This window comes from Kitasatospora cheerisanensis KCTC 2395 (assembly GCF_000696185.1).
Taxonomy (GTDB): domain Bacteria; phylum Actinomycetota; class Actinomycetes; order Streptomycetales; family Streptomycetaceae; genus Kitasatospora; species Kitasatospora cheerisanensis.
This window is the reverse complement of sequence record NZ_KK853997.1, coordinates 5,715,069-5,736,965: the sequence shown is the minus strand read 5'-3', so window position 1 is coordinate 5,736,965 and position 21,897 is coordinate 5,715,069. Positions and strand designations below refer to the sequence as shown.

Sequence of the window (21,897 nt, the reverse complement as noted above, 5' to 3'; positions counted from 1 at the left end):
TCCTGCCCGGGACACCCGAGTTGAACCGCCCCGGGTTCGGCATGGACCTCGGACGGTGGTGGTTGTGACCTGCTTGGTGGGCTTCGCTCACGCCACCAGCCCGGCCGGTGCAGGCGGCAACGGGGGCCCGGGAGTGCGAACTCCCGGGCCCCCGTTGCCGGTGTCATGGCGTCAGCCGGTGCGCCGCTTGCGGACGGCGATCAGCAGGCCGGCGCCGGCCACCAGCAGTGCGGTGCCGCCGATCAGCGCGTACTTCAGGGTGGTGCTGTCCGTGCCGGTGAACGCCAGGCCGCCCGAGGGCTGCGACGGGGCCGGAGCGGCCGGCGTCGGAGTCGGGGTGGGCGCCGGGGTGGTGGGCGGCGGCGGGGGGACGAGCTTGTTGACGGCGGTGGTGGTGACGCCCGCCTCCAGGTGCTCGTCGTCGAGGACGACGGGGCCCAGGACCGGCTGCTCCGGCGTCTGGTAGCCCTTGGGCGGGGTGACCTCCTGCCAGTAGTACGTGCCCTGGTCGGTGACGGTCCGGCAGGTGCCGTCCGCGCCGGTGGTGCACGGCTCGCCGACCTTCGCGTCCGCCGTGTCGCCGTCCTGCTGGAGGCCGTCGGACTTGCCCGACTCGCGCCACAGCTGGAACACCGCCCCGGGCAGCGGCTTGCCGTCCTGGTCGTTCTTGACCAGGCGCAGCTCGCCCTGCTGCCGGCTGAATCCGAAGTCGAAGGTGTGGTCGTTCTGGCCGGGGCCGCCCGTGGTCAGCGCCCGCTCGACGTACTTCCCGCCCTTCGGGACCGTGCCGTCCGAGTCGACGGCGCGGTCGGCGCCGACGTTCGCCTTGGTCGGAACCCAGTGGTGCAGCGGGCCGCCCTTGGCGTAGTCCGCCGCGTTGTCGAGCCGGATGGTGTAGGCCGTCTTCGGCTTCAGACCGCCCGTCACGTTGGTGTCGTCGAAGTAGTACTCGCCGCGCGCGGTGGTCTTCGTGGTGCCGACCTTCTTGCCGTCCGCGTCGTACAGGTTGACGGTCGCGCCCACCACCGGCTTCTGCTGCGGCAGTTGCAGGCCGGAGCGCTCCGGGTCGTACCAGACCCGGTTGCCGATCTGCAGCGGCGCCCGGTCGCAGAGCACCTCCAGGTCCGCCATCGAGGCGCCCTTGCCGAAGCTGGCCGCGCCGGTGGAGAGTTCCTGGCCCATGCCGGGGTCGGGCGCTCCGTTGCGCAGGGTGAACAGGGTGCCGGCCGACCAGGCGTGCTCCAGCACGTCGTAGCCGGAGGTGGCGATGGAGTTCTCGACCTTGGACAGCGCCATGCCGGCGAAGGTCGCGTAGGTGTGGCCGATCCGGAAGGTGTTGAAGAAGCCCTTGCCGCGGGTGGTGATCCCGCAGCCGAGGTTGACGTCCAGCACGTACGAGTCGCCGGACTTGCAGGCCTTGTTCAGGTCGCCGGAGGCGGCCGAGACGATGAACTCGGCGCCCGGCACGGCGGACGCGCTGGTCTGGTCCGAGTAGCGGTCGCGGAAGGACAGCAGCATCGAGCCGTCGGTCTCGAAGCCGATCTCGCCGAGCTCGGGCTGGCCGTAGTAGTAGCACGTCCCGGTGCCCGGCTTGGTGTTGGTCCAGGGGTACCAGTAGTAGCCGGAGCAGGGCGCGGCGGGCGCGCCGCGGTGGTCGAGCGGCTGGTTCAGCACGGCCGCCCCGAACTCGCCGGTGGCCGGGTCGAACGGGAAGACGACCGCCCGCAGGTCGGCGAGCTTCTGGGTGGACTCGCCGGAGCAGACGCCGCCGACGTAGCCGGTGCCGTCCTGCATGCCGAGGCCGTACGGCCGCCAGTCGGCCGCCGACGGGCAGTCAGGGGCCGGGATGGCGTAGACGGCCTTGGGCTTGGCCGCGGTGGCCGCGGTGGCGTCGTAGCGGTACAGCTTGCGGTCGTTGAGGTTGACCACGTACAGGTCGCGGTTGTCCTCGGTGAGCTTCAGCCCGCCGAGGCTCTCCCGGCCGACGGCGGTCAGGTAGCCGACGTCGCCGCCCGCGGTGTGCGGCGTGGAGCCGACGTTCGGGACGGTGGCGAACAGCTTGGTGGCCTTGGTCGCCGGGTCGGTGACGTAGATCGCGCCCGGTCCGCCGGAGCCGTACGGCGCGTCGCGCTTGGCCTGGGCGGAGCTGAACAGCCGCTGGTCGTCGCGGTTCCAGGCGATGCCGAAGACGTTGCCGGTGTCGCCGACCGTGCCGATGTCGGTGACGTCCTTGTTCATGCCCCGCGACTGGTACGGGAAGGTCAGCAGGGTCCGCTTGCCGGCCGGGTCGGCGACCGAGGGCTGGCAGGCGGTGGACAGCGGGGCGTTCTGCTGGCAGTAGTCGGACGGGTTCCACAGGCCGGTGGTGAGCGTGGCCTGCTTGCCCGCCGAGAGGTCGACGAACTCCTCGTTGCTGCTGAGCTTGTCCGGCGCGCCGGTCAGGCCCTCGCGGGCGGCGAAGGCCGGGTACAGCACACCGGGCTTCGGATTGACCACCTGCACGCGGTACTTGCCGCTGGTGGTCGCCTTGGCGGGCTTCAGCGTGACGGTACCGTCAGCGGCCGTCACCGCCGTCTTCACCGCGCCGTCCTCGCCGGTCAGGGTGACCGTCACCCCGGCCAGGCCCGGGTTCAGCACCGGGCTGTACGTCCCGCTCTCGTCCACGGCGCGGACCACCCGGACCGTCACCGAACCGTCGGCGGTGGCGGCCGGCGCGGACACCGCCGGCCCGTCGCGATCCCGGCCGCGAGTAACGCCGCGAGCGCGGCGGAGCGCCGGAATCCGTTCTTGTTGAGTTGCACGTTCTCCCCTCCTCCTGTCGCGCGCCCCTCCCCCGGAAAGGCACACACGATGGGTGGAGGGTAGCGGTCCCGCCCGACCTTCGGAACAGCGCCCTCCGTTTTCACCCGAACGAGACAACGAGCCTGCCGCACAACCGGCCTGACGGAGCCTCAGCCACCGGGGGCGGGGCCGGACGGGCGACCCGCCGTTCGCCTGCCGGTAACGAACACGCATCCGACCGTTGACATCGCGGCCCGGCGATTGGAAACTTTCCTAACAGTTGGCCGCGAGGGCGCACCAGAGGAGGATCGGGCCCGTGACCACGCAGAAGAGTTCCCGTTCCCCGCTGGCCGGCACGCCCAGTCTGCTCCGGGCGATAAACGACCGGGCCGCGCTGGAGCTGCTGCTCGCCAACGGCCCATTGTCCCGCACCCAGATCGGCAGCCTGACCGGCCTGTCGAAGCCGACCGCGTCCCAGCTGCTGGCCCGGCTGGAGGCGGCCGGGCTGGTGGTGCCGGTGGGCACCACCGCGGGCGGGCCGGGGCCCAACGCCCAGCTGTACCAGGTGAATCCGGCGGCCGGCCACGTCGCGGGCCTGGACGTCACCAGCACCACGGTCCGGGTCGCGGTCGCCGACATCACCGGGGTGACGCTGGCCGAGCACCAGGTGTCCTGCAAGGGCTGGCCGGCCGCGGCGACGGTGGAGCGGGTCGCGGAGGCGGTCGCCGAGACGGTCCGCCTCGCGCAGCTCCCGCCGGGCTCGCTGCGCGAGGCGGTGATAGGGATCGGCGGCGCGCCCGACCCGGTGACCGGCAAGCTGCGCTACGCCTCGCACCTGCCGGGCTGGCACTCGCCGCGCCTGACGCAGGAGTTGGAGGCCGCGATCGGCGCGCCGGTGTCGATCGAGAACGACGTGAACCTGGCCGCGGTGGCGGAGCAGTCGGTGGGCGCGGCGGCCGGCTGCGAGGACTTCGTGCTGCTGTGGGCCGAGGAGGGCATCGGCGCGGCGATCGTGCTCGCCGGCCGCCTGCACCGCGGCTTCACCGGCGGCGCGGGCGAGGTCGGCTACATGCCGGTGCCCGGCGCGCCGGTGTCGCTGAGCGCCCGCCGCAAGCACTCCGGCGGCTTCCAGGACCTGGCGGGCGAGCCCGCGGTGCTGGCGCTGGCCCGCCGGCACGGCGTGCGCGGCGCCGACGCGGCGCAGGCGGTGGCCGCGGCGCTGACCGCGCCCGACGGCGAGGCGTTCCTCGCCGAGCTGGCCGAGCGCCTCGCGGTCGGACTGGCGGTGATCGCCTCGGTGGTCGACCCGGAGCTGGTGGTGCTCTCCGGCGGCACGCCGACCGCGGGCGGCGAGCGCCTGCGGGCGCTGGTCCAGGAGGCGCTGGGCCGGATGTCGCTCCCCCGGCCGGAGGTCCGGCTGTCCGCCCTGCCCGGTTCGCCCGTCCTGGCCGGTGCGCTGCAACGCGCGCTGGCGACCACCCGGGACGCCCTGTTCAGCACGCACTGACCCGCTCTCCCCGCACGTCCGATCCGCACGTTCCGCTCCCCCTCCCCCCGTATGGGCGCCGGGCCTGGCCGGCCTGCGCCCGGACCCTCGTCAGGAGTGCAATCCCGTGGACACCACCCGCAGCTCCCCGCGCGCCCGCCGCCCGCTGGCCGCGCTCGCCGCCGCGCTCTGCACGGCCGTGCTGGCCTCCGCCTGCACCGGCACCGACTCCGGTGGCGGGGAGGACGCCTCGGCGAACGGGCAGGACGTGACGATCACCTTCTGGCACGGCTGGAACCAGGACAACGAGGTGAAGGCGATCAACGCCAACATCGCCGCGTTCGAGAAGCTGCACCCGAACATCCACGTCAAGGTGACGGGCGACATCGCCGACGAGAAGAGCGAGCAGGCGCTGCGGGCCGGCGGCCCGGGCGCGCCGGACGTGGTGTCCTCGTTCAGCACCGACAACGTCGGCAAGTTCTGCTCCTCGCACGTGTGGGCGGACCTCGGGCCGCTGATGCAGAAGGACGGCATCGACCCGGCGAAGACCTTCCCGCCCGCGATGCTCAAGTACAGCCAGTACCAGGGCAACCAGTGCTCGCTGCCGCTGCTCGGCGACGCCTACGGCCTGTACTGGAACAAGACCGCGTTCGCCGCCGCCGGGATCAGCGGCCCGCCGAAGACCTTCAGCGAATTCGCCGAGGATGCCGTCAAGCTGACGATCCCGAACGGCGACTCGTTCAAGCAGCTGGGCTTCCTGCCGAACTACCACGGCTACGAGACGCCGATCGCGCACTGGCTCGGCCAGTACGGCTCCGGCTACTTCGGCCCGGACGGGAAGTCGAACGTGGCCACCGACCCGACCGTGACGGCCGCGCTCACCTGGCAGAAGCAGCTCGTCGACCGGCTCGGCGGGTTCGAGAAGCTGGAGAAGTACCGCACCGGCTTCGGCGACGAGTTCAGCTCCAAGAACCCGTTCACCACCGGGCAGGTCGCGATGAGCATGGACGGCGAGTGGCGGACCGCCGCGCTGGCCGACGACAAGCCCTCCTTCGAGTGGGCGACCGCGCCGTTCCCGGTGCCGGACGAGCTCGCCTCCACCTACGGGCGCGGCTACCAGACCGGCACCATCATCGGCGTCGCCAACGGCTCCAAGAAGCGCACCGCCGCCTGGGAGTTCGTCAAGTACCTGACCACCGACACCGATGCGGTGGTGTCCTTCGCCAACGCCATCCACAACGTGCCGAGCACGCTGGCCGCGCTGGACTCGCCGAAGCTGGAGGTCGACCCGAACTTCCGGACCTTCCTGGACATCGCCCGCAACCCGAACTCCTCGACCACCCCGGCCAGCGTCAACGGCGGCGCCTACCAGATCTCGCTGCAGAACCTCAGCTTCGAGATCGAGTCCGGCAAGCAGACCGACCTGAAGGCCGGGCTGACCGCCACCGCCAAGGAGATCGACGACGCGATCGCCCAGGCGAAGAAGTGACGGGCGCGCCATGGCACTCGTGAGTTCCCCCGTCCCGCCGGCGCTGCGGTCCAAGCGCCGGCGGGAGCGGGCCAGGACGCTGGCGTTCCTGTCCCCCTGGCTGATCGGGTTCGGGTTCTTCTTCCTGTACCCGCTGGTGTCGACCGCCTACTTCTCCGTCACGAGCTACGACGGGTACACCCCGCCGGTCTTCTCCGGCCTGCAGAACTGGGACTTCGTCTTCACCAAGTACCCGGCGTTCTGGAAGGGCCTGGGCAACACCCTGTGGCTGGTCGTGGTGATGGTCAGCCTGCGGGTGGTGTTCGGCCTCGGCATCGGCATGCTGATCACCAAGGTGAAGTCCGGCGCCGGGTTCTTCCGCACCGCCTTCTACCTGCCGTACCTGGCCCCGCCGGTGGCCGCCACCATGGCGTTCGCCTTCCTGCTGAACCCGGGCACCGGCCCGGTCAACCACCTGCTGGGCGAGCTGGGCCTGCCGCAGCCGGGCTGGTTCACCGACCCGTCCTGGTCGAAGCCGGCGCTGACCCTGCTGGCCCTGTGGGGCGTCGGCGACCTGATGGTGATCTTCATGGCGGCGCTGCTGGACGTCCCCAAGGAGCAGTACGAGGCCGCCGAACTCGACGGCGCCGGGCCGTTCCAGCGCTTCCGGTACGTCACCCTGCCGAACATCTCGCCGATCGTGATGTTCGCCGTGGTCACCGGCGTGATCCAGACCATGCAGTACTACACGCAGGCGATCGTCGCCGGGAAGGTCGCCTCCGGCGTGATCGGCGGCTCCGGGCAGCAGTTCGAGCCCGGCTACCCCTCCGGGTCGACCTGGACGCTGCCGCAGATGGTCTACCGGCTCGGTTTCCAGACCTACGACTACGGCTCCGCCTGCGTCGTCGCGATGGTCCTGTTCGCGCTGTCGATGGCGTTCACCTCGCTCCTGCTGCGCCGCAGGTCCGGCTTCCTGGCGGAGGACTGATGACACTCGCTCCCGCACTGCCGCGCGAGGCCGCCGCCCCGGCCGCCGCCGCCACCCGCACCGCCCGCCGGAGGGCCGCCCTGCACTGGGTGGCCGTGCACGCCCTGGCGATCGCCGCCGCGCTGTTCTTCGTGCTGCCGTTCGTGTTCGTCTTCCTCACCTCGGTGATGACGGACCATCAGGCCCTCACCTCCGACCTGTGGCCGCACCACTGGCAGTGGTCGAACTTCGCCAAGGTCTGGAACACCCCCGGCTTCCTCACCTGGTGGCGCAACACCCTGCTGTACGCCGCCGCCGGCACCGCGCTGACCGTCGCCTCCAGCCTGCCGGTGGCGTACGCGCTCGCCAAGTTCCGCTTCCGGGGCCGCAACCTGGCCCTGATGGCGGTGGTGTCGATGATGATGCTGCCGCCTCAGGTCACGGTGATCCCGATGTACCTGTTCTGGGCCAAGCAGCTGCACCTGACCGGGTCGCTCTGGCCGCTGATCATCCCGATGGCGTTCGGGGACGCGTTCTCGATCTTCCTGCTGCGCCAGTTCCTGCTGACCATCCCCCAGGAGTACGTCGAGGCCGCCCGGATCGACGGCTGCGGCGAACTGCGCACCCTGCTGCGGGTGGTGCTGCCGATGGCGAAGCCCGCCGTCGCCGCCGTCGCGCTGTTCCAGTTCTTCTACTGCTGGAACGACTACTTCGGCCCGCAGATCTACGCCAGCGAGAACCCCGGCGCCTGGACGCTGAGTTACGGCCTGGAGTCCTTCAAGGGCTCCCACCACACCAACTGGAACCTCACCATGGCGGCCACGCTGCTGGTGCTGGCACCGGTGATCGTTCTGTTCTTCTTCGCGCAACGCGCCTTCGTCGAAGGCGTCACACTGACAGGGGTCAAGGGCTGATGTCCGCACTGAAGTTGGCAATCGTCGGCGGCGGTTCCACCTACACGCCGGAGTTGATCGACGGGTTCGCGCGGCTGCGCGACACCCTGCCGATCGGCGAACTCGTGCTGATCGACCCGGCCGTGGAACGCCTGGAGCTGATCGCCGCACTCGCCCGCCGGATCTTCGCCAAGCAGGGCCACGGCGCCGTCGTCACCACCGCCACCGACGTCGCCGCCGGCGTGCAGGGCGCCGACGCGGTGCTGCTCCAGCTGCGGGTCGGCGGGCAGGCGGCCCGCAACCAGGACGAGACCTGGCCGCTGGAGTGCGGCTGCGTCGGCCAGGAGACCACCGGCGCCGGCGGCCTCGCCAAGGCGCTGCGCACCGTCCCCGTGGTGCTGGACATCGCCGAGCAGGTCCGCCGCACCAACCCGGACGCCTGGATCGTCGACTTCACCAACCCGGTCGGCATCGTCACCCGCGCCCTGCAGACCGCCGGCCACAAGGCCGTCGGCCTGTGCAACGTGGCGATCGGCTTCCAGCGCAAGTTCGCCGCCCACCTCGGCGTCGACCCCGAGCTGGTCCGCCTCGACCACGTCGGCCTCAACCACCTCACCTGGGAGCGCGGCGTCACCCTGCTCGACGCCCCGGGCGCCGCCGGCGGCCGCGAGGTGCTGCCGCAGCTGCTCGCCGAGCACGGCACGGCGATCGCCGCCGACCTGCACCTGCCCGAGCCGGTGATACGCCGCCTCGGCGTCGTCCCGTCCTACTACCTGCGCTACTTCTACCAGCACGACCTGGTGGTGGAGGAGCTCAAGGTCAAGGGCTCGCGGGCCGCCGAGGTCGCCGCCATCGAGCGGCAGCTGCTGGAGATGTACGCCGACCCGGCACTCGACACCAAGCCCGAGCTGCTCGGCAAGCGCGGCGGCGCGTTCTACTCCGAGGCCGCCGTCCAGCTGATCGCCTCGCTGCTCGGCACCGACGGCCGCACCACCGTCCAGGTCGTCAACACCCGCAACGACGGGGTGCTGCCGTTCCTGCCCGACGACGCGGTGATCGAGGTCCCCGCCGAGGTCGACGCCACCGGCGTCCGCCCGCTGCCGCAGCGCCCCGTAGAGCCGCTGTACGCCGGCCTGATCGCCAACGTCACCGCGTACGAGCACCTGGCGCTGGACGCGGCGCTGCGCGGCGGCCGCGACCGGGTCTTCGACGCGCTGCTCGCCCACCCGCTGGTCGGCCAGCTGGACCTCGCCGAGCAGCTCACCGACCGGCTGCTCGCCCACAACCGCGACCACCTGAGCTGGGCGTGACCCGCCCATGAGAACAGCCCGTCCGAGCACGCTCCACCGCACCACCACCAGGCACCACCACGGAGGGACCGGCCGATGAGCCACGCCGCACACCTGCCCGGCGTCCTCGCCGTGGACGCCGGCAACAGCAAGACCGACCTCGCCCTGGTCGGCGCCGACGGCCGGGTCCTCGCCACCGCCCGCGGCGGCGGCTTCCAGCCGCAGAACACCGGCTTCGAGGCCGCCGTCGCCGCGCTCGCCCCGCTGGTCGAGGACCTCGCCCGGCAGGCCGGCGTCCCGCTGCGGCCCGGCGGGCGGCCGCTGACCAGCCACGTCAGCGCCTGCCTGGCCAACGCCGACCTGCCGGTGGAGGAGCAGCGCCTGCACGAGGCGATCACCGCGCACGGCTGGGCGCCGTCGGTGCACGTCGCCAACGACACCTTCGGCCTGCTGCGGGCCGGCACCGACGGGCCGCTCGGCGTGGCCGTGGTGTGCGGCGCGGGCACCAACTGCGTCGGCCTGCGGCCCGACGGGCGCACCGCCCGCTGGCCCGCGCTCGGCCGGCTCACCGGCGACTGGGGCGGCGGCGGCGGGCTCGCCGAGGCCTCCATGTGGCACGCCGCCCGGGCCGAGGACGGCCGCGGCGGTCCCACCCTGCTCTCCCCCATGATCGGCGCGCACTTCGGCCTGGCCGGGGCCAACGCGGTCGCCGAGGCGATGCACCTCGGGCAGCTCGACCGGGCCCGGCTGCACGAGGTCTCCCAGGTGCTGTTCGCCGCCGCCGAGGCCGGCGACGCGACCGCGCTGTCCCTGGTCGACCGGCAGGCCGACGAGATCACCCGGTTCGCGACCATCGCGCTCACCCGCCTCGACCTGATCGACCAGCCGGTCCCGGTGGTCCTCGGCGGCGGCGTGCTCGCCTCCCGGCACCCGCTGCTGCTCGACAACCTGACCGCCCGGCTGGCGGCCGCCGCGCCGCTCGCCGAGCCGCGGGTCGTGGTCGCCCCGCCGGTCCTCGGCGCGGCACTGCTCGGCCTCGACCACCTCGGCGCGGACGACGCCGTCCACCGCCGCCTGCGCGAGGCGTACCCGACCGCGCACTCGATGGCGGCCTGACCGGCCGTCACCCCGCAGACCCGCCGCCGGCGGGAGCACCGAGGGACCGCACCCCTCACCCGCTCCCGCCGGCGGCGTCCCGCGTTCCGGCCCGGTGCGAGGATCGGGACTTGACCTTCACCTTCGGGGAAGGCCCAGCATCGGTGGCGCCGGACACCGGTCCGGCACGAGGAGGCGGGAATGGAGCTGCTCACCATCGGGGCGTTCGCCCGGGCCGCCCGGCTGTCGCCGAAGGCGCTGCGGCTGTACGACGAACTGGGGCTGCTGCGGCCCGCCGAGGTGGACCCGGCGACCGGCTACCGGCGGTACGCGCCCGGCCAGTTGGAGCAGGCCCGGCTGGTGCTGTGGCTGCGCCGGCTCGGCATGCCGCTGGCCCGGATCCGGCTGCTGCTCGGCCTGGAACCCGCCCGGGCGGCCGAGGAGGTCGCCCGCTACTGGGAGTCGGTGCGGGCCGAGACCGAGGCCCGCCGGGAGCTCGCCGCCCTCCTCGTCGATCACCTCTCGGGGAAGGACACCACCATGACGGACACCCCCACGGGCGCGCTGCGGATCCGCTACGCCGCCCGCACGGACACCGGCCTGGTCCGCGAGCGCAACGACGACGCCGCGTACGCGGGCGCCGGGCTGGTCGCGGTCGCCGACGGCATGGGGCCGCAGGGCGGCGGCGGGCTGGCCAGCGCCGCCGCGATCGAGGCACTGAAGGAACTGGAGCTGCCCGCCGGGGAGTTGCTGAACGTGCTGGAGGATGCGGTGGCCCGGATCGACGGCCGGGTCGGCGCGGCCTCCGGACTCCCGGACACCGGAACGACGCTGACGGCGATGCTCTGGTCGGACGCGCAGCTCGCCCTGGTGCACATCGGCGACTCCCGGGCGTACCTGCTGCGCGGCGGCGAGCTGTTCCTGATCACCCACGACCACACCCTGGTCCAGTCGATGGTCGACGACGGCCGGCTGACCCTCGCCGAGGCCGCCTCGCACCCCCAACGCACCCTGCTGGTACGGGCGTTGACCGGCTCCGGCGACAACCGTCCGGACGTCTCGCTGCACACCGCCCGCCCCGGCGACCGCTACCTGCTCTGCTCGGACGGCCTGTCCCGGTGCGTCTCCGACGACGCCCTGCACACCGCACTGAGCACCATCGCGGCGCCCGAGCAGGCGGTGCAGCAGCTGATCGCCCTCGCCAACCGGGCAGGCGGCCCGGACAACATCGCCTGCGCGATCGCGGACGTGACGGCGGACGCAGCGGCCTGACCTGCCGTCAGGGCGGAGGAGGATCCCCTCCGGGCGGGCGGCCGGTGTTCCCGGTGTGGCCGCCCGGGGAGCAGTTCGACGGGGACGGCCGGCAGCTCGCCGAGGGCATTCGCACAGCGGCGGCCGAAGCCGGCGGCCCGGCGGGCGTCGACGGGCTGCGGGCTGCGGGCGGGGCCGGGTTCGTTGCCGGCGCCGCGGCCCGGCACCAGCCCCGGCCCGTCGGCGGGAAGCTCGCCGAACGCACTGCCGCCTCCGACGGCCCGCCGGGCCTGACGCCCCGTGCCGGACCGCGCCGCGGAGGTGACGGTACGTCACCGGGCCGACAAGTTCCCGGTACGGATCTCGATTGGGGAAAATCTCGGCGCGGTGCGCAGGATGCCCCGTTCTGTCCGTTGAACGGCACGGTCCGCGCCCGCTAGCGTCGCGCACTCACAGCGTGTCCGACGGGGGTGCGCGGGGAGACCGGGAGCCGACGCCAGATGGCGATCCGTAAGTCCACCATGCAGGAGCAGGTCGCCGCGGCGATCGCCGCGATCGAGCCGAACGACCGCCCGGTGGTGACCTTCCACACCATTTCGGGCCCGAGCCCGTGGCTGATGAGCCAGCTCGGCCTGATCGGCCAGCTGTTCGTGAAGTACTACTTCGTCACCCTGACCCACCGGGTCGTCACGGTGCACCGCGCCTCCCGGATGAGCAACCGTCCGCAGGAGCTCGTGCACGTCGTCCCGCTGGACCAGGCGCGCGCCGCGATCACCGACGTCAACCGGGCCACCCTGTGGAGCTCGCTGAAGTTCCAGTTCCCGGGCGAGCCGAAGCCGACCCGGCTGAACATCGGCCGCTACTGGCGCAACGAGCTGGACACCTTCGTCAACGGCCTGTTCGGCGGCGGCCCGGCCGTCCCGCCGCAGGCCCAGCCGGTGGCCAACCCGTACCAGGCCTGATCCGCCGCCGAGGCGCCCGCCCGGGGTCCGGGCGGGCGCCTCGGCGCGTGACGGCCGGTCAGCGCAGGTGCGCGGCGGCCCACTCGGCGAGCAGCCGGGCGCAGCCGTCCACCGACGCCTGCCAGCTGAGCTCCGCGCCGTCGCCGGCCCCGTCGCTGACGTGCTTGACCAGGCGGACGGGCAGCTGCGCGCGGCGGGCGACGGTGGCGAGCGCGTAGCCCTCCATGTCGACCAGGTCGGCGGTGCGGGCCAGCCGGTCGCGGTCCGCGTCCGAGGACACGAAGCGGTCGCCGGTGGCGAGCACCGGGCCGGTCGCGCCGAGGTCGATCGGGCCGTCCAGCGGGCGGCCGGTGAGCTGCTCCAGCAGCGCCGTGTCCAGGTCGTGCTGGAGCACCCGGCCGATCTCGTGGGTGCCGGCCAGGCCGGGCCGCAGCGCCCCGGCGGTGCCCAGGTTGACCACCTCGGACGGCTTCGCGCCGCCCGCCAGCACGGTGGCCAGCGCGGCCGCCGCGTTGACCTTCCCCATGCCGGTCAGCAGCACCGGCAGTCCGGCGTCCAGGTGCGCGGCCTCCTCGGGCAGCGCGAGGACGAGCAGGGGGCGGTCGGGGGTGACGGTTCCGATCAGGCGCATGACCGAAAGCTTACGAGGAACCGGAACCGCGGAGGCCGCCCCCGGCGTCGCAGCGGGCGCGGACCCGAGTGCCCCGGACGGGCACGAAGAGATCAACTCCCGCTCAAGTCGGGTGTGATGGGCGGCGCGGGCCGCCATACTGCGGGATGGCGGGGGACGTCGGACGGGGAGGGCGGACGGTGGCAGCACCGGCAGTGGCACAGGCGCAGGCGGGCGCGGTCGCACCGGCCGCGGCCCGCGGACCGGGCCGGTGGCGCGGCTGCGCCGGGCGGCGGCCACCCCGCCGGGGCGGCTGCGCGCGGCGGGCGCGGTACTGGCAGCCCTGGTGCTGCTGTTCGGCGCGGTCGCGGTGTGGCAGTCCGCGCACCGCTCCCGGGCGGCCGGGCAGGTGGTGACGGGCAGCGGCCCGCTCAGCCAGGACGCCGCCGAGATCTACCGCCGGCTGGCGGACGCCGACGCGACCGCCGCCGCCGGGTTCCTGCTGGCCGGCGAGGAGCCCGCCGAGGTCCGCGCCCGCTACCAGGACGACCTGGACACCGCCTCCCGGCTGCTCGCCGAGGCGGCCGGCCGCAGCGGCGGCTCGGCCGGGGCGCAGCACTCGCTGACCGAGCTCAACCGCCAACTTCCGCGCTACGCGGGCCTGGTGGAGACCGCGCGGGCGATCAACCGGCAGGGCCTGCCGCTCGGCGGCGCCTACCTGCGGTACGCCTCCGACCTGATGCAGGGCACCGTCCTGCCGGAGGCGCAGAAGCTGGCCGACGCCGAATCGGCCGGCCTGGACGCCGACTACCGCACCGCCGGGGCGGTCCCGTGGACGGCGCTGGCCCTCGGCGTCCTCGCGCTGGCCGCGCTGGGCCGCTACCAGGTGCTGCTGTTCCGGCGCACCAACCGGGTGTTCAACCCGGGCCTGCTGGGCGCCTCGCTCGCGGTGCTGACCGCCGTGGTGTGGCTGCTGGCGGGAACCGCGACCGCCTCCGGCGACCTGGCGGACGGGCGCCTCGGCGGCACCGGCCCGCTGCGCGACCTGGACCGGGTGCGGATCGAGGCGCTGCAGGCGCACACCGCGGAGAACCTCAACCTGGTGGCCCGCGGCGCCAGCACCAAGTACGCCAAGCAGTGGGACGACCTGGCCAAGCAGCTCGACGAGAGCCCGCGCTCGCCCGGCTCGGTCAGCCGGCTGCTGGCCGGCGGACCGGAGCCGGCGAAGGGCCCGCTGGCCGACGCCGAGAGCGCCTACCGCCAGTGGCAGGAGCGGCACAAGGACGCCGCCGCGAAGGACTCGGCCGGCGACTACGAGGCCGCGCTGCGGGCCACGCTGACGCCGCGCGGCACCGACGCCACCGCGGACGCCGCGTTCCGCGCCGCCGACGCCGGGTGGGCGCTCGCCGCGCAGGCCGAGCGGGACGCGTTCGCCCGCGCCACGGGCGGCGTGGACGGGGTGCTCGCCGGGCAGGCGGTGGCCGCCGGCGTGCTGTCCGCACTGGCCGCGGCCGCCGCCCTGCGCGGCATCGGCCGCCGACTGGCCGAGTACCGGTAGGAGGGGGACGAGGATGCGCACGGCAAGGTCAAGGATCCTGGTGGCGGTCACGGTGCTGGCCGCCGGACTGCTCGGCACCGGCAGCGCCGACGGCGCGGGCGGAGCCGCCCCGCTCGCCGCGCCGCAGGCGGCGCCACAGGCCCCGGCGGACACCTGCGACCCGACGGACTCGCTGCCGCCCCGCCAGTCGGCCGGCGCGAAGATCGCCAAGATCCGCGAGCGCGGCACCCTGGTGGTCGGCGTCGACCAGAACAGCTACCACTGGGGCTTCCGCAACCCGCAGACCGGCCGGATCGAGGGCTTCGACATCGACCTGGCGCACGCCATCGCCAAGTCGGTGCTCGGCGACCCCGACAAGGTCACCCTGAAGACCGTGCCCACCGCCCGCCGGGTCGAGGCGGTGAAGAACGGCGAGGTCGACCTGATCACCCGCACCATGAGCATCACCTGCGAACGCAAGAAGGAGATCGCCTTCTCCGTCCCGTACTTCCGGGTCGCCCAGCGGGTGGTGGCGCCGAAGGCCGCCCACGCCAGGACCCTGGACGAGGCGCTGAAGGGCAAGCGGGCGTGCGTCGCGCAGACCTCCTCCTCGGAGGCCGAGCTGAAGCGCAACCCGCACGGCACCGTCTCGGTGGTCGCCCTGGAGAACCAGCTGGACTGCCTGGTGCGGATGCAACTCGGCGAGGTGGAAGCCACCCTGACGGACAGTGAGCTGGCCGCCGCGCAGGTCGCCCAGGACCCGATGGTGGAACTCGTCGGCGAGCCGTTCCTGCCCGCGTTCATGGGCGTCGCGATGAACCAGAACGACACCGACCTGATCGCCTGGGTCAACCAGGTGCTGGCCGACTGGCGCTCCGGCGGCGGCTGGCGCGCCTCGTACGACACCTGGCTGCGCGACACCATGGGGGCCCCCGACCCGTACCTGCCGTGACCGCCCGGCGGGGGACCGCCGTCCGCCCCGCGCCGGGCGTCGGGGAGACTTGCCGCCGACGGGCCGCCGCCCGGCCCCGTCCCGGGGCCGACGCCCCGTCACCACGAGCGTGGCCGAGAGGAGGAACCGCGATGGCCGGAGGAACCCGCCCGGTGATGAACCGTGAGGAGGTCGACCGCGCGCTCGCCCGGCTGGGCGCCGAACGCGACGCGATCGAGGCGGCGCTGCTGGCACTCCAGGACCACCCCGGGCTGCGGCTGCTGACCGGCGCCGAACTGACCGGGCGCACCCGGGAGCGCTGGGCGGTCGCCGAGGGCGGCGTGGCCCTGCTGTGGGCGCTGTTCGACCGCTACGCGGAGGCGCTGGCCTCGGCCCGCGCGGTGCGCTCCCGCCGCACCCGGCCCACCGCCGCCGAACTCGCCGAGCTCGGCGAACTGCTCTCCGGCCGCGCCGTCACCGTGTCCGGCGGCCGGCTCCCCGAGGCGGCCGGCCAACTCGGCTCGCCCGCCCGGCTGGTGGAGCGGGTCACGCTCGCCGAACTGCTGGAGCGGATGAACGGCTGGTACGCCGTCGTGGTCGAGGTGGTCAGCGCCGTCGACGCGGTCTGGTCGGCGCTGCCCGCCCGGATCGACCTGCTGCTCGCCGAACTCGGCCGGGTGCAGATGCTCGCCCTCTCCGTCGGCGTCCGCCCCGGCAGCCACCCGCTGGCCGACGAACTCGCCGAACTCGCCGACCGGTTGACGGCCCTGCGGTCCGAGGTGGTCGCCGACCCGCTCGCCCTGTGGCGGCCCGCCCGGGTGCCCGCACAGGCCGGCCGCGGCTCTGAGGCCGCCGCCTGGTCCTCCCCGCCGGCGCCGTCGACACCAGCGGCTACGACCGGATGGGCCGCGCCCTGGACGACGTCCGGGTCGAGCTGGAGGGGCTGCTGCGGCTGCGCGACGAGTCCCACGAGCGCCTCCAGCAGGTCGCCGACCTGCTCCAGCGCGCCGACCTGACGCTCGCCGAGGCACGCCGGGCCCGCGGCGAGGTGCTGGCGAAGATCGCCGCCACCGAGGTGCCCGCCGTCCCGCGCCCGCCCGCCGCGCTGCGCGAGGCCATCGCGCAGGCCGTCGACTTCCAGCAGACCGGCCAGTGGCACCGCCTCGGCCCGCTGCTGGACGCCCTGGAGAACGCCGCCGCCAAGGAACTCGGCCGGGCCCGGCAGGCGCTCACCGAGGTCGCCCAGCCGCTCGCCGTCCGCGCCGAACTGCGCGGCCGGCTGGAGGCGTACAAGGCGATGGCCGCCCGGCTCGGCCTCGCCGAGGACCCCGAGGTGGTCGAACGCTTCGAGAAGGCCCGCTGGCTGCTCTGGAGCGCCCCGTGCGACCTGCGGGCCGGCGCCGAGGCCGTGGCCCGCTTCCAGCGCGCGCTGCGCGCCCCGGAACGACAACCCGAACCAGCACAGACCGAGGACCCGGCCCAGGGGGAGGAGACCGATGGCTGAGGCGTGCGCCCGTCCGGACTGCGACGGCGAGATCGACCCGGACGGCTACTGCACCGAGTGCGGCCTCGCCCCGGCCGGCACCAGCACCACGGGCACGACCGGCGCCGCGAGCACCGTGGGCGGCACCGGCGCCCAGAGCCCGTCCGCGACCGCCGCCCGGCCCTGCGGCCGCCCCGGCTGCGACGGGGAGATCGACGAGGACGGCTTCTGCGGCGAATGCGGCCTCGCCCCGGCCACCGGCGTCTCCGTCCCGGCCCCGCGCAAGGCCGCAGCCCCCGCCCCCGCCCCGGCGAGCCGTGCGGGCGCACCGACTGCGGCGGCACCATCGACCCCGACGGCTACTGCGACGACTGCGGGCTGGCCGCCGAACCCGTCACCTCCGCCTCGGCCGCCGTCTCGGCGCCCGTCTCGGCCCCGGCGTCGACCTCCGCGTGGTCCGGCCCGGCCCGGACCTCCTCGGGGCGTTCGCGTTCGCTGCGCTCCTCCCGGACCTCCTCGGGCCGGTCGGTCTCGGTGCGCAGCTCCCGGGGCAGCAGCGGCACCGGCCGGCGCGGCAACCTGGGCGCCGGTCTGGTCGCGGTGCCGCCGGTGCCGGCCGCGGACCCGTCGAAGGCGGTGCTGACGGACCCCCAGGTGCCGGAGAGCAAGCGGTTCTGCTCGCGCTGCGACCACCCGGTGGGCCGCGAGAAGAACGGCGTCCCGGGCCGCCCGGAGGGTTTCTGCACCAAGTGCGGCACCCCGTACTCGTTCACCCCGAAGTTGGTGCGCGGCGATCTGGTCGGCGGCCAGTACGAGGTGATGGGCTGTCTGGCGCACGGCGGCCTCGGCTGGATCTACCTGGCGGTGGACCGCCGGGTCAACGACCGCTGGGTGGTGCTGAAGGGCCTGCTGGACACCGGCGACGAGGACGCGCTGGCGGTGGCGATCGCCGAGCGGCGCTTCCTGGCCGAGGTCGACCATCCGAACATCGTCCGGATCATCAACTTCGTCGAGCACCCCGACGCCCGCACCACCACCGCCGACGGCTACATCGTGATGGAGTACGTCGGCGGCAAGTCGCTGAAGGACATCGCGGGCGAGCGCCGCACGCCCGACGGGCGCCGGGCGCCGATGCCGGTCGAGCAGGCCATCGCGTACGCGCTGGAGGCGCTGCCCGCGCTCGGCTACCTGCACGCCCGCGGGCTGGTGTACTGCGACTTCAAGCTGGACAACGTGATCCAGTCGGACGACACGCTCAAGCTGATCGACCTGGGCGCCGTCCGCCGGCACGACGACGACGGGCCGATCTACGGCACCGTCGGCTACCAGGCGCCGGAGATCGCCACCGACGGGCCCTCCCCCGCCTCCGACCTGTACACGGTGGGCCGCACGCTGGCCGTGCTGACCTTCGACTTCCACGGCTGGACCGACCGCCGCCGGCACGAACTCCCCGGCCCGGACGAGGTCGAGGTGTTCGCCCGCTACGAGTCCTTCCACCGCTTCCTGCTGCGCGCCACCGACCCCGACCCGGCCCGCCGGTTCGCCTCCGCCGAGGAGATGGCCGGCCAGCTCACCGGCGTGCTGCGCGAGGTGCTCAGCCTCCAGGACGGCCGGGCGCGGCCCGCCGTCTCCACCCTGTTCGGCCCGGAACTGCGCGTCGTCGACCCCGAGTTCGGCGGGCAGCCGCCGGACCCGCGGGCCGCCGCGCTGGCCCTGCCCGCGCCGCTGGTCGACCCGTCCGACCCGAACGCGGGCTTCCTGTCCGCGCTGCCCGCCACCGACCCCGCCGAGGCGCTCACCGCGCTGCGCGCGGCCGGCGCCGACTCCCCCGAGCTGCGCCTGCGGGTGGTCCGCGCCCATCTGGAGCTCGCCGACGACGACACCGCCGCCCAGGCGCTGGCCGCGCTGGAGGAGCAGCACCCCGGCGACTGGCGGGTGGTCTGGTACCGGGCGCTGGCCGCGCTCGCCGCGGGCCGGGCCGAGGCCGCGGCCGAGTCCTTCGACGCCGTGTACGACGCCTTCCCGGGCGAGGCCGCGCCCAAGCTGGCGCTCGCGGTCTGCGCCGAGCTGCTCGGCGACGCCGAGGACGCCGCCGCCCACTACGCGCTGGTCGGTGGCACCGACCGGTCGTTCGTCGGCGCCGCGTTCGGCCTGGCCCGGGTCCGGCTGCTGGCCGACGACCGGCCGGGCGCGGTCGCCGCGCTGCTGTCCGTGCCGGAGAGCTCCACGCACCACACCGCGGCCCGGATCGGCGCGGTCCGCGCCCGGCTGCGCGGCCGCGCCGCCACCGACCCGCTGGCGGGCGAACTCGCCGACAGCTCCGCCCAGCTGACGGCGCTCTCGCTGGACGCCCGGCGGCGCGAGGAACTCGCCGTCGAAGTGCTGGAGACGGCGCTCTCCTGGGTGCTCGCCGGGGCCGCCGGGAAGCCCGCCACGCTCAGCGTGCTGGGACATCCCGCCGCGGAACGGGAACTGCGGCTCGCCCTGGAACACTCCTACCGGGTGTTGGCGCGGTTGACCGACCGCGCCGAGAAGAGGATCGAGTGGGTGGAACGGGCCAACCGGGCCCGCCCCCGGACGTGGGTGTGAACATGCCGCAGCAGACCGAGTGCCCGACCTGTGCCGAACCGCTGGGGCCCCAGGACGCCTTCTGCGGGGCCTGCGGCACTGCCCTGACCGGGCCGCCGACCCTGCGCGACCTGCCGGTCGTGCCCAGCTGCCCGAACTGCGGCTCCACCGAGCTCGCCGACGGCTGGTGCCAGCGCTGCGGGCACGCCCAGCCCCGCGAGCGCGACCACCAGGAGCACGAGGTGACCGGCGTCGCCGCGGTCTCCGACCGCGGCCTGCGCCACCACCGCAACGAGGACGCGTTCGGAGTCGCCGCCACCGAGGGCCCCGACGGCACGCCCGCCGTGGTCGCCGTGGTCTGCGACGGCGTCTCCTCCTCGGCCCGCCCCGACGAGGCGTCCGCCACCGCCGTCGGCGCCGCCACCGACTCGCTGCTCGGCGCGCTGGCCGCCGGCCGCGACCCCGGGCAGGCCATGCACGAGGCGATCGGCGCCGCCAACCGGGCCGTCACCGCGCTCGCCCACGACGGCACCCCCGCCGAGCCGGGCCGCCACAACAACGCGCCCGCCTGCACCTACGTCAGCGCGGTCAGCACCGGCGGCCTGGTCACCATCGGCTGGGTCGGCGACACCCGCGCCTACTGGATCCCGGACGACCGCGAGTCCGCCGAGCCGTACCGCCTCACCGAGGACGACTCCTGGGCGGCCCGGATGGTCGCCGCCGAGCTGATGGACGAGGCCGAGGCGTACGCCGACCCGCGCGCCCACGCCATCACCGGCTGGCTCGGCGCCGACGCCGAGGAGCTGGACCCGCACACCGTCAGCTTCACCCCGCACGTCCCCGGCGTGCTGCTGATCTGCACCGACGGCCTGTGGAACTACGCCGAGGCCGCCACCGACCTGGCGTTCTTCGTCCGCGCCGACGCCCGCGCCGAACCGCTGGCCGCGGCCCGCGCGCTGGTGCGGTTCGCCGTCGAACGCGGCGGGCACGACAACATCACCGTCGCGGTGCTGCCGATCGACCCGCCCACCGCGCCGGCCGTCCACGACGCCACCCTGCTCGACGTCCCGCTGCCGCGCGCCGCCGACCCGGACGCCACCGTGCCGCTGCGCCGGGCCGTCGAACCGGCCGGGAACTGACCTCTTCCGACTCTCCGACAGGAGCCCACCGCATGGCCTCGTTGTCCAAGCCCGGCGCGCCCAGATTCGACGTCGACGTCTTCCAGAACGAGTACCTCGCCCAGGGCGCCCGGGAGGTCAACGCGATCGTCACCGTCACCGCGACCGGCGGCGGCACCTCCGGCGGACGGCCGCTCTCCGCGGCCGGGCCGGGCGCCGCCGTGGTGCTGGTGATCGACTGCTCCGGCTCGATGGAGCACCCCGGCACCAAGATGCGGCACGCCCGCGAGGCCACCGCCGCCGCCATCGACACCCTGCGCGAGGGCGTCGCGTTCGCCGTGGTGGCCGGCACCCACGAGGCCGTGGACGTCTTCCCCGGCAACGGCCGCCTCGCCGTCGTCGACACCTACACCCGCGGCCACGCCAAGGAGGCGCTGCGCCGCCTCAAGCCGGCCGGCGGCACCGCCATCGGCACCTGGATCACCAAGGCCCGGCAGCTGTTCGACTCGCACCCGCAGGCCTCGATCCGGCACGCCGTGCTGCTCACCGACGGCCGCAACGAGCACGAGCAGCCCGCCGACCTGCAGCGCGCCCTGGACGCGGCGACCGGCGCCTTCACCGCCGACTGCCGCGGCGTCGGCACCGACTGGGAGGTCGCCGAACTGCGGAAGATCTCCTCCGCGCTGCTCGGCACCGTCGACATCGTCGCCGAACCGTCCGGCCTGGCCGACGACTTCCGCGCCATGATGGCCGCCGCCATGGGCAAGCAGGTCGCCGACGTGGCGCTGCGGGTGTGGACGCCCGCCAACGCCCGGGTGAAGTTCGTCAAGCAGGTCGCGCCCGCCGTCGAGGACCTCTCCGACCGCCGCACCGAGGCGGGAACCCGGGCCGGGGACTACCCGACCGGGTCCTGGGGCGACGAGTCCCGCGACTACCACGTGTGCGTGGAGGTCCCGGCCGCCGCCGTCGGCAACGAGATGCTGGCGGCCCGGATCAGCCTGGTGCTGCCGCAGCCCGACGGCACCGCCGAGGTGCTCGGCCAGGGCCTGGTGCGCGCCGTGTGGACCGACGACCTGGCCTCCTCGACCCGGATCAACGCCCAGGTCGCGCACTACACCGGCCAGGCCGAACTCGCCGACTCCATCCGCGACGGCCTGGAGGCCCACCGGGCGGGCGACCTGGACCGCGCCACCGCGAAGCTGGGCGCCGCCGTCCGCCTCGCCCACGCCGGCGGCAACGAGGGGACCCTCAAGCTGCTGCGGAAGGTGGTGGACGTGGTCGACGCGAGGGAGGGTACCGTTCGGTTCCGTAAGAACGTGAGCGAGGCCGACTCGATGACACTCGAGACCCGATCGACCAAGACCGTGCGCGTGAAGAAGTGAGCCGGACAGCCGCCGGACCGATCCTGCCGAAATGTGGGGGACCTGATGCCGATCTGCCCTAGGGGACACGAGTCGC

The 21,897-nt window shown here is 74.3% G+C and carries 17 protein-coding genes and 1 pseudogene; 14 read left to right on the top strand and 4 right to left on the bottom strand.

Annotated features, from left to right (window positions below; translation table 11 throughout):
• Positions 1-171 precede the first annotated feature (171 nt).
• On the bottom strand, positions 172-2,721 hold the full coding sequence (locus KCH_RS25925) for an SdrD B-like domain-containing protein (protein ID WP_244305435.1): 2,550 nt from the start codon (positions 2,719-2,721) through the stop codon (positions 172-174).
• Between the two features lie 376 nt (positions 2,722-3,097).
• Between KCH_RS25925 and KCH_RS25920 the strand changes: the two genes are divergently transcribed.
• The 8 genes from KCH_RS25920 (at position 3,098) to KCH_RS25885 (ending at position 12,192) form a co-directional block, all read left to right on the top strand.
• Positions 3,098-4,288 carry an ROK family transcriptional regulator gene (locus tag KCH_RS25920; protein ID WP_051653453.1) on the top strand — a complete coding sequence of 397 codons (1,191 nt, stop codon included), beginning with the start codon at positions 3,098-3,100 and terminating at the stop codon, positions 4,286-4,288.
• A gap of 106 nt (positions 4,289-4,394) precedes the next feature.
• Positions 4,395-5,756: an ABC transporter substrate-binding protein gene (locus tag KCH_RS25915; protein WP_035866930.1), complete on the top strand. Its 1,362-nt coding sequence runs from the start codon at positions 4,395-4,397 to the stop codon at positions 5,754-5,756.
• 10 nt (positions 5,757-5,766) lie between these two features.
• On the top strand, positions 5,767-6,723 hold the full coding sequence (locus tag KCH_RS25910; RefSeq protein WP_035866927.1) for a carbohydrate ABC transporter permease: 957 nt from the start codon (positions 5,767-5,769) through the stop codon (positions 6,721-6,723).
• A complete protein-coding gene (locus KCH_RS25905; RefSeq protein WP_051653452.1) occupies positions 6,723-7,616 on the top strand; it encodes a carbohydrate ABC transporter permease in 894 nt (297 codons plus the stop codon). Before KCH_RS25910 ends, KCH_RS25905 begins: the two co-directional genes overlap by 1 nt.
• Before the next feature lie 8 nt (positions 7,617-7,624).
• Positions 7,625-8,905: a 6-phospho-beta-glucosidase gene (locus tag KCH_RS25900; protein ID WP_035873682.1), complete on the top strand. Its 1,281-nt coding sequence runs from the start codon at positions 7,625-7,627 to the stop codon at positions 8,903-8,905.
• Positions 8,906-8,980: 75 nt separating this feature from the next.
• A complete protein-coding gene (locus KCH_RS25895; RefSeq protein WP_035866925.1) occupies positions 8,981-10,000 on the top strand; it encodes an N-acetylglucosamine kinase in 1,020 nt (339 codons plus the stop codon).
• Between the two features lie 180 nt (positions 10,001-10,180).
• Entirely contained in the window at positions 10,181-11,251 is a 1,071-nt protein-coding gene (locus tag KCH_RS25890; RefSeq protein WP_035866923.1) for a MerR family transcriptional regulator, read from the top strand.
• A gap of 479 nt (positions 11,252-11,730) precedes the next feature.
• Entirely contained in the window at positions 11,731-12,192 is a 462-nt protein-coding gene (locus KCH_RS25885) for a hypothetical protein (RefSeq protein WP_051653451.1), read from the top strand.
• A gap of 58 nt (positions 12,193-12,250) precedes the next feature.
• Here the strand turns inward: KCH_RS25885 and KCH_RS25880 are convergent, their stop codons facing one another.
• A complete protein-coding gene (locus KCH_RS25880; RefSeq protein WP_035866921.1) occupies positions 12,251-12,823 on the bottom strand; it encodes a nucleosidase in 573 nt (190 codons plus the stop codon).
• Positions 12,824-13,073: 250 nt separating this feature from the next.
• Between KCH_RS25880 and KCH_RS25875 the strand changes: the two genes are divergently transcribed.
• The 3 genes and pseudogenes from KCH_RS25875 to KCH_RS47350 all read left to right on the top strand — a co-directional run bounded on the left by KCH_RS25875 (position 13,074) and on the right by KCH_RS47350 (position 16,774).
• Positions 13,074-14,360 (top strand): hypothetical protein, encoded by a 1,287-nt coding sequence (locus tag KCH_RS25875; protein WP_035866920.1) that lies wholly within the window; start codon positions 13,074-13,076, stop codon positions 14,358-14,360.
• A gap of 13 nt (positions 14,361-14,373) precedes the next feature.
• Entirely contained in the window at positions 14,374-15,291 is a 918-nt protein-coding gene (locus tag KCH_RS25870; RefSeq protein ID WP_084223920.1) for a glutamate ABC transporter substrate-binding protein, read from the top strand.
• A 155-nt stretch (positions 15,292-15,446) separates the two neighbouring features.
• A pseudogene (locus KCH_RS47350) lies at positions 15,447-16,774 on the top strand (hypothetical protein).
• A gap of 45 nt (positions 16,775-16,819) precedes the next feature.
• Here KCH_RS47350 and KCH_RS25860 read toward each other — a convergent pair.
• Positions 16,820-17,011: a hypothetical protein gene (locus tag KCH_RS25860; RefSeq protein WP_035866918.1), complete on the bottom strand. Its 192-nt coding sequence runs from the start codon at positions 17,009-17,011 to the stop codon at positions 16,820-16,822.
• A 101-nt stretch (positions 17,012-17,112) separates the two neighbouring features.
• A complete protein-coding gene (locus KCH_RS47345; RefSeq protein ID WP_425268824.1) occupies positions 17,113-17,316 on the bottom strand; it encodes a hypothetical protein in 204 nt (67 codons plus the stop codon).
• Between KCH_RS47345 and KCH_RS25855 the strand changes: the two genes are divergently transcribed.
• The 3 genes from KCH_RS25855 to KCH_RS25845 are packed head-to-tail and all read left to right on the top strand — an operon-like array spanning position 17,288 to position 21,821.
• Complete coding sequence (locus KCH_RS25855; protein ID WP_425268823.1) at positions 17,288-19,342, top strand: serine/threonine-protein kinase; 2,055 nt, start codon at positions 17,288-17,290, stop codon at positions 19,340-19,342. The two genes, KCH_RS47345 and KCH_RS25855, sit on opposite strands and share 29 nt — an antisense overlap.
• A gap of 2 nt (positions 19,343-19,344) precedes the next feature.
• A complete protein-coding gene (locus KCH_RS25850) occupies positions 19,345-20,460 on the top strand; it encodes a protein phosphatase 2C domain-containing protein (protein ID WP_063750182.1) in 1,116 nt (371 codons plus the stop codon).
• Positions 20,461-20,492: 32 nt separating this feature from the next.
• Positions 20,493-21,821, top strand: coding sequence for a vWA domain-containing protein (locus KCH_RS25845; protein ID WP_035866917.1), 1,329 nt, complete (start codon positions 20,493-20,495; stop codon positions 21,819-21,821).
• Positions 21,822-21,897 lie beyond the last annotated feature (76 nt).

What these genes read in the sequence shown, in the direction of transcription:
- KCH_RS25870 (WP_084223920.1), top strand. Translation starts at nt 14,374, where the DNA reads ATGCGCACGGCAAGGTCAAGGATCCTGGTGGCGGTCACGGTGCTGGCC.
- KCH_RS25910 (WP_035866927.1), top strand. Translation starts at nt 5,767, where the DNA reads ATGGCACTCGTGAGTTCCCCCGTCCCGCCGGCGCTGCGGTCCAAGCGC.
- KCH_RS25845 (WP_035866917.1), top strand. Translation starts at nt 20,493, where the DNA reads ATGGCCTCGTTGTCCAAGCCCGGCGCGCCCAGATTCGACGTCGACGTC.
- KCH_RS25905 (WP_051653452.1), top strand. Translation starts at nt 6,723, where the DNA reads ATGACACTCGCTCCCGCACTGCCGCGCGAGGCCGCCGCCCCGGCCGCC.
- KCH_RS25850 (WP_063750182.1), top strand. Translation starts at nt 19,345, where the DNA reads ATGCCGCAGCAGACCGAGTGCCCGACCTGTGCCGAACCGCTGGGGCCC.
- KCH_RS25880 (WP_035866921.1), bottom strand. Translation starts at nt 12,823, where the DNA reads ATGCGCCTGATCGGAACCGTCACCCCCGACCGCCCCCTGCTCGTCCTC.
- KCH_RS25890 (WP_035866923.1), top strand. Translation starts at nt 10,181, where the DNA reads ATGGAGCTGCTCACCATCGGGGCGTTCGCCCGGGCCGCCCGGCTGTCG.
- KCH_RS25885 (WP_051653451.1), top strand. Translation starts at nt 11,731, where the DNA reads ATGGCGATCCGTAAGTCCACCATGCAGGAGCAGGTCGCCGCGGCGATC.
- KCH_RS25895 (WP_035866925.1), top strand. Translation starts at nt 8,981, where the DNA reads ATGAGCCACGCCGCACACCTGCCCGGCGTCCTCGCCGTGGACGCCGGC.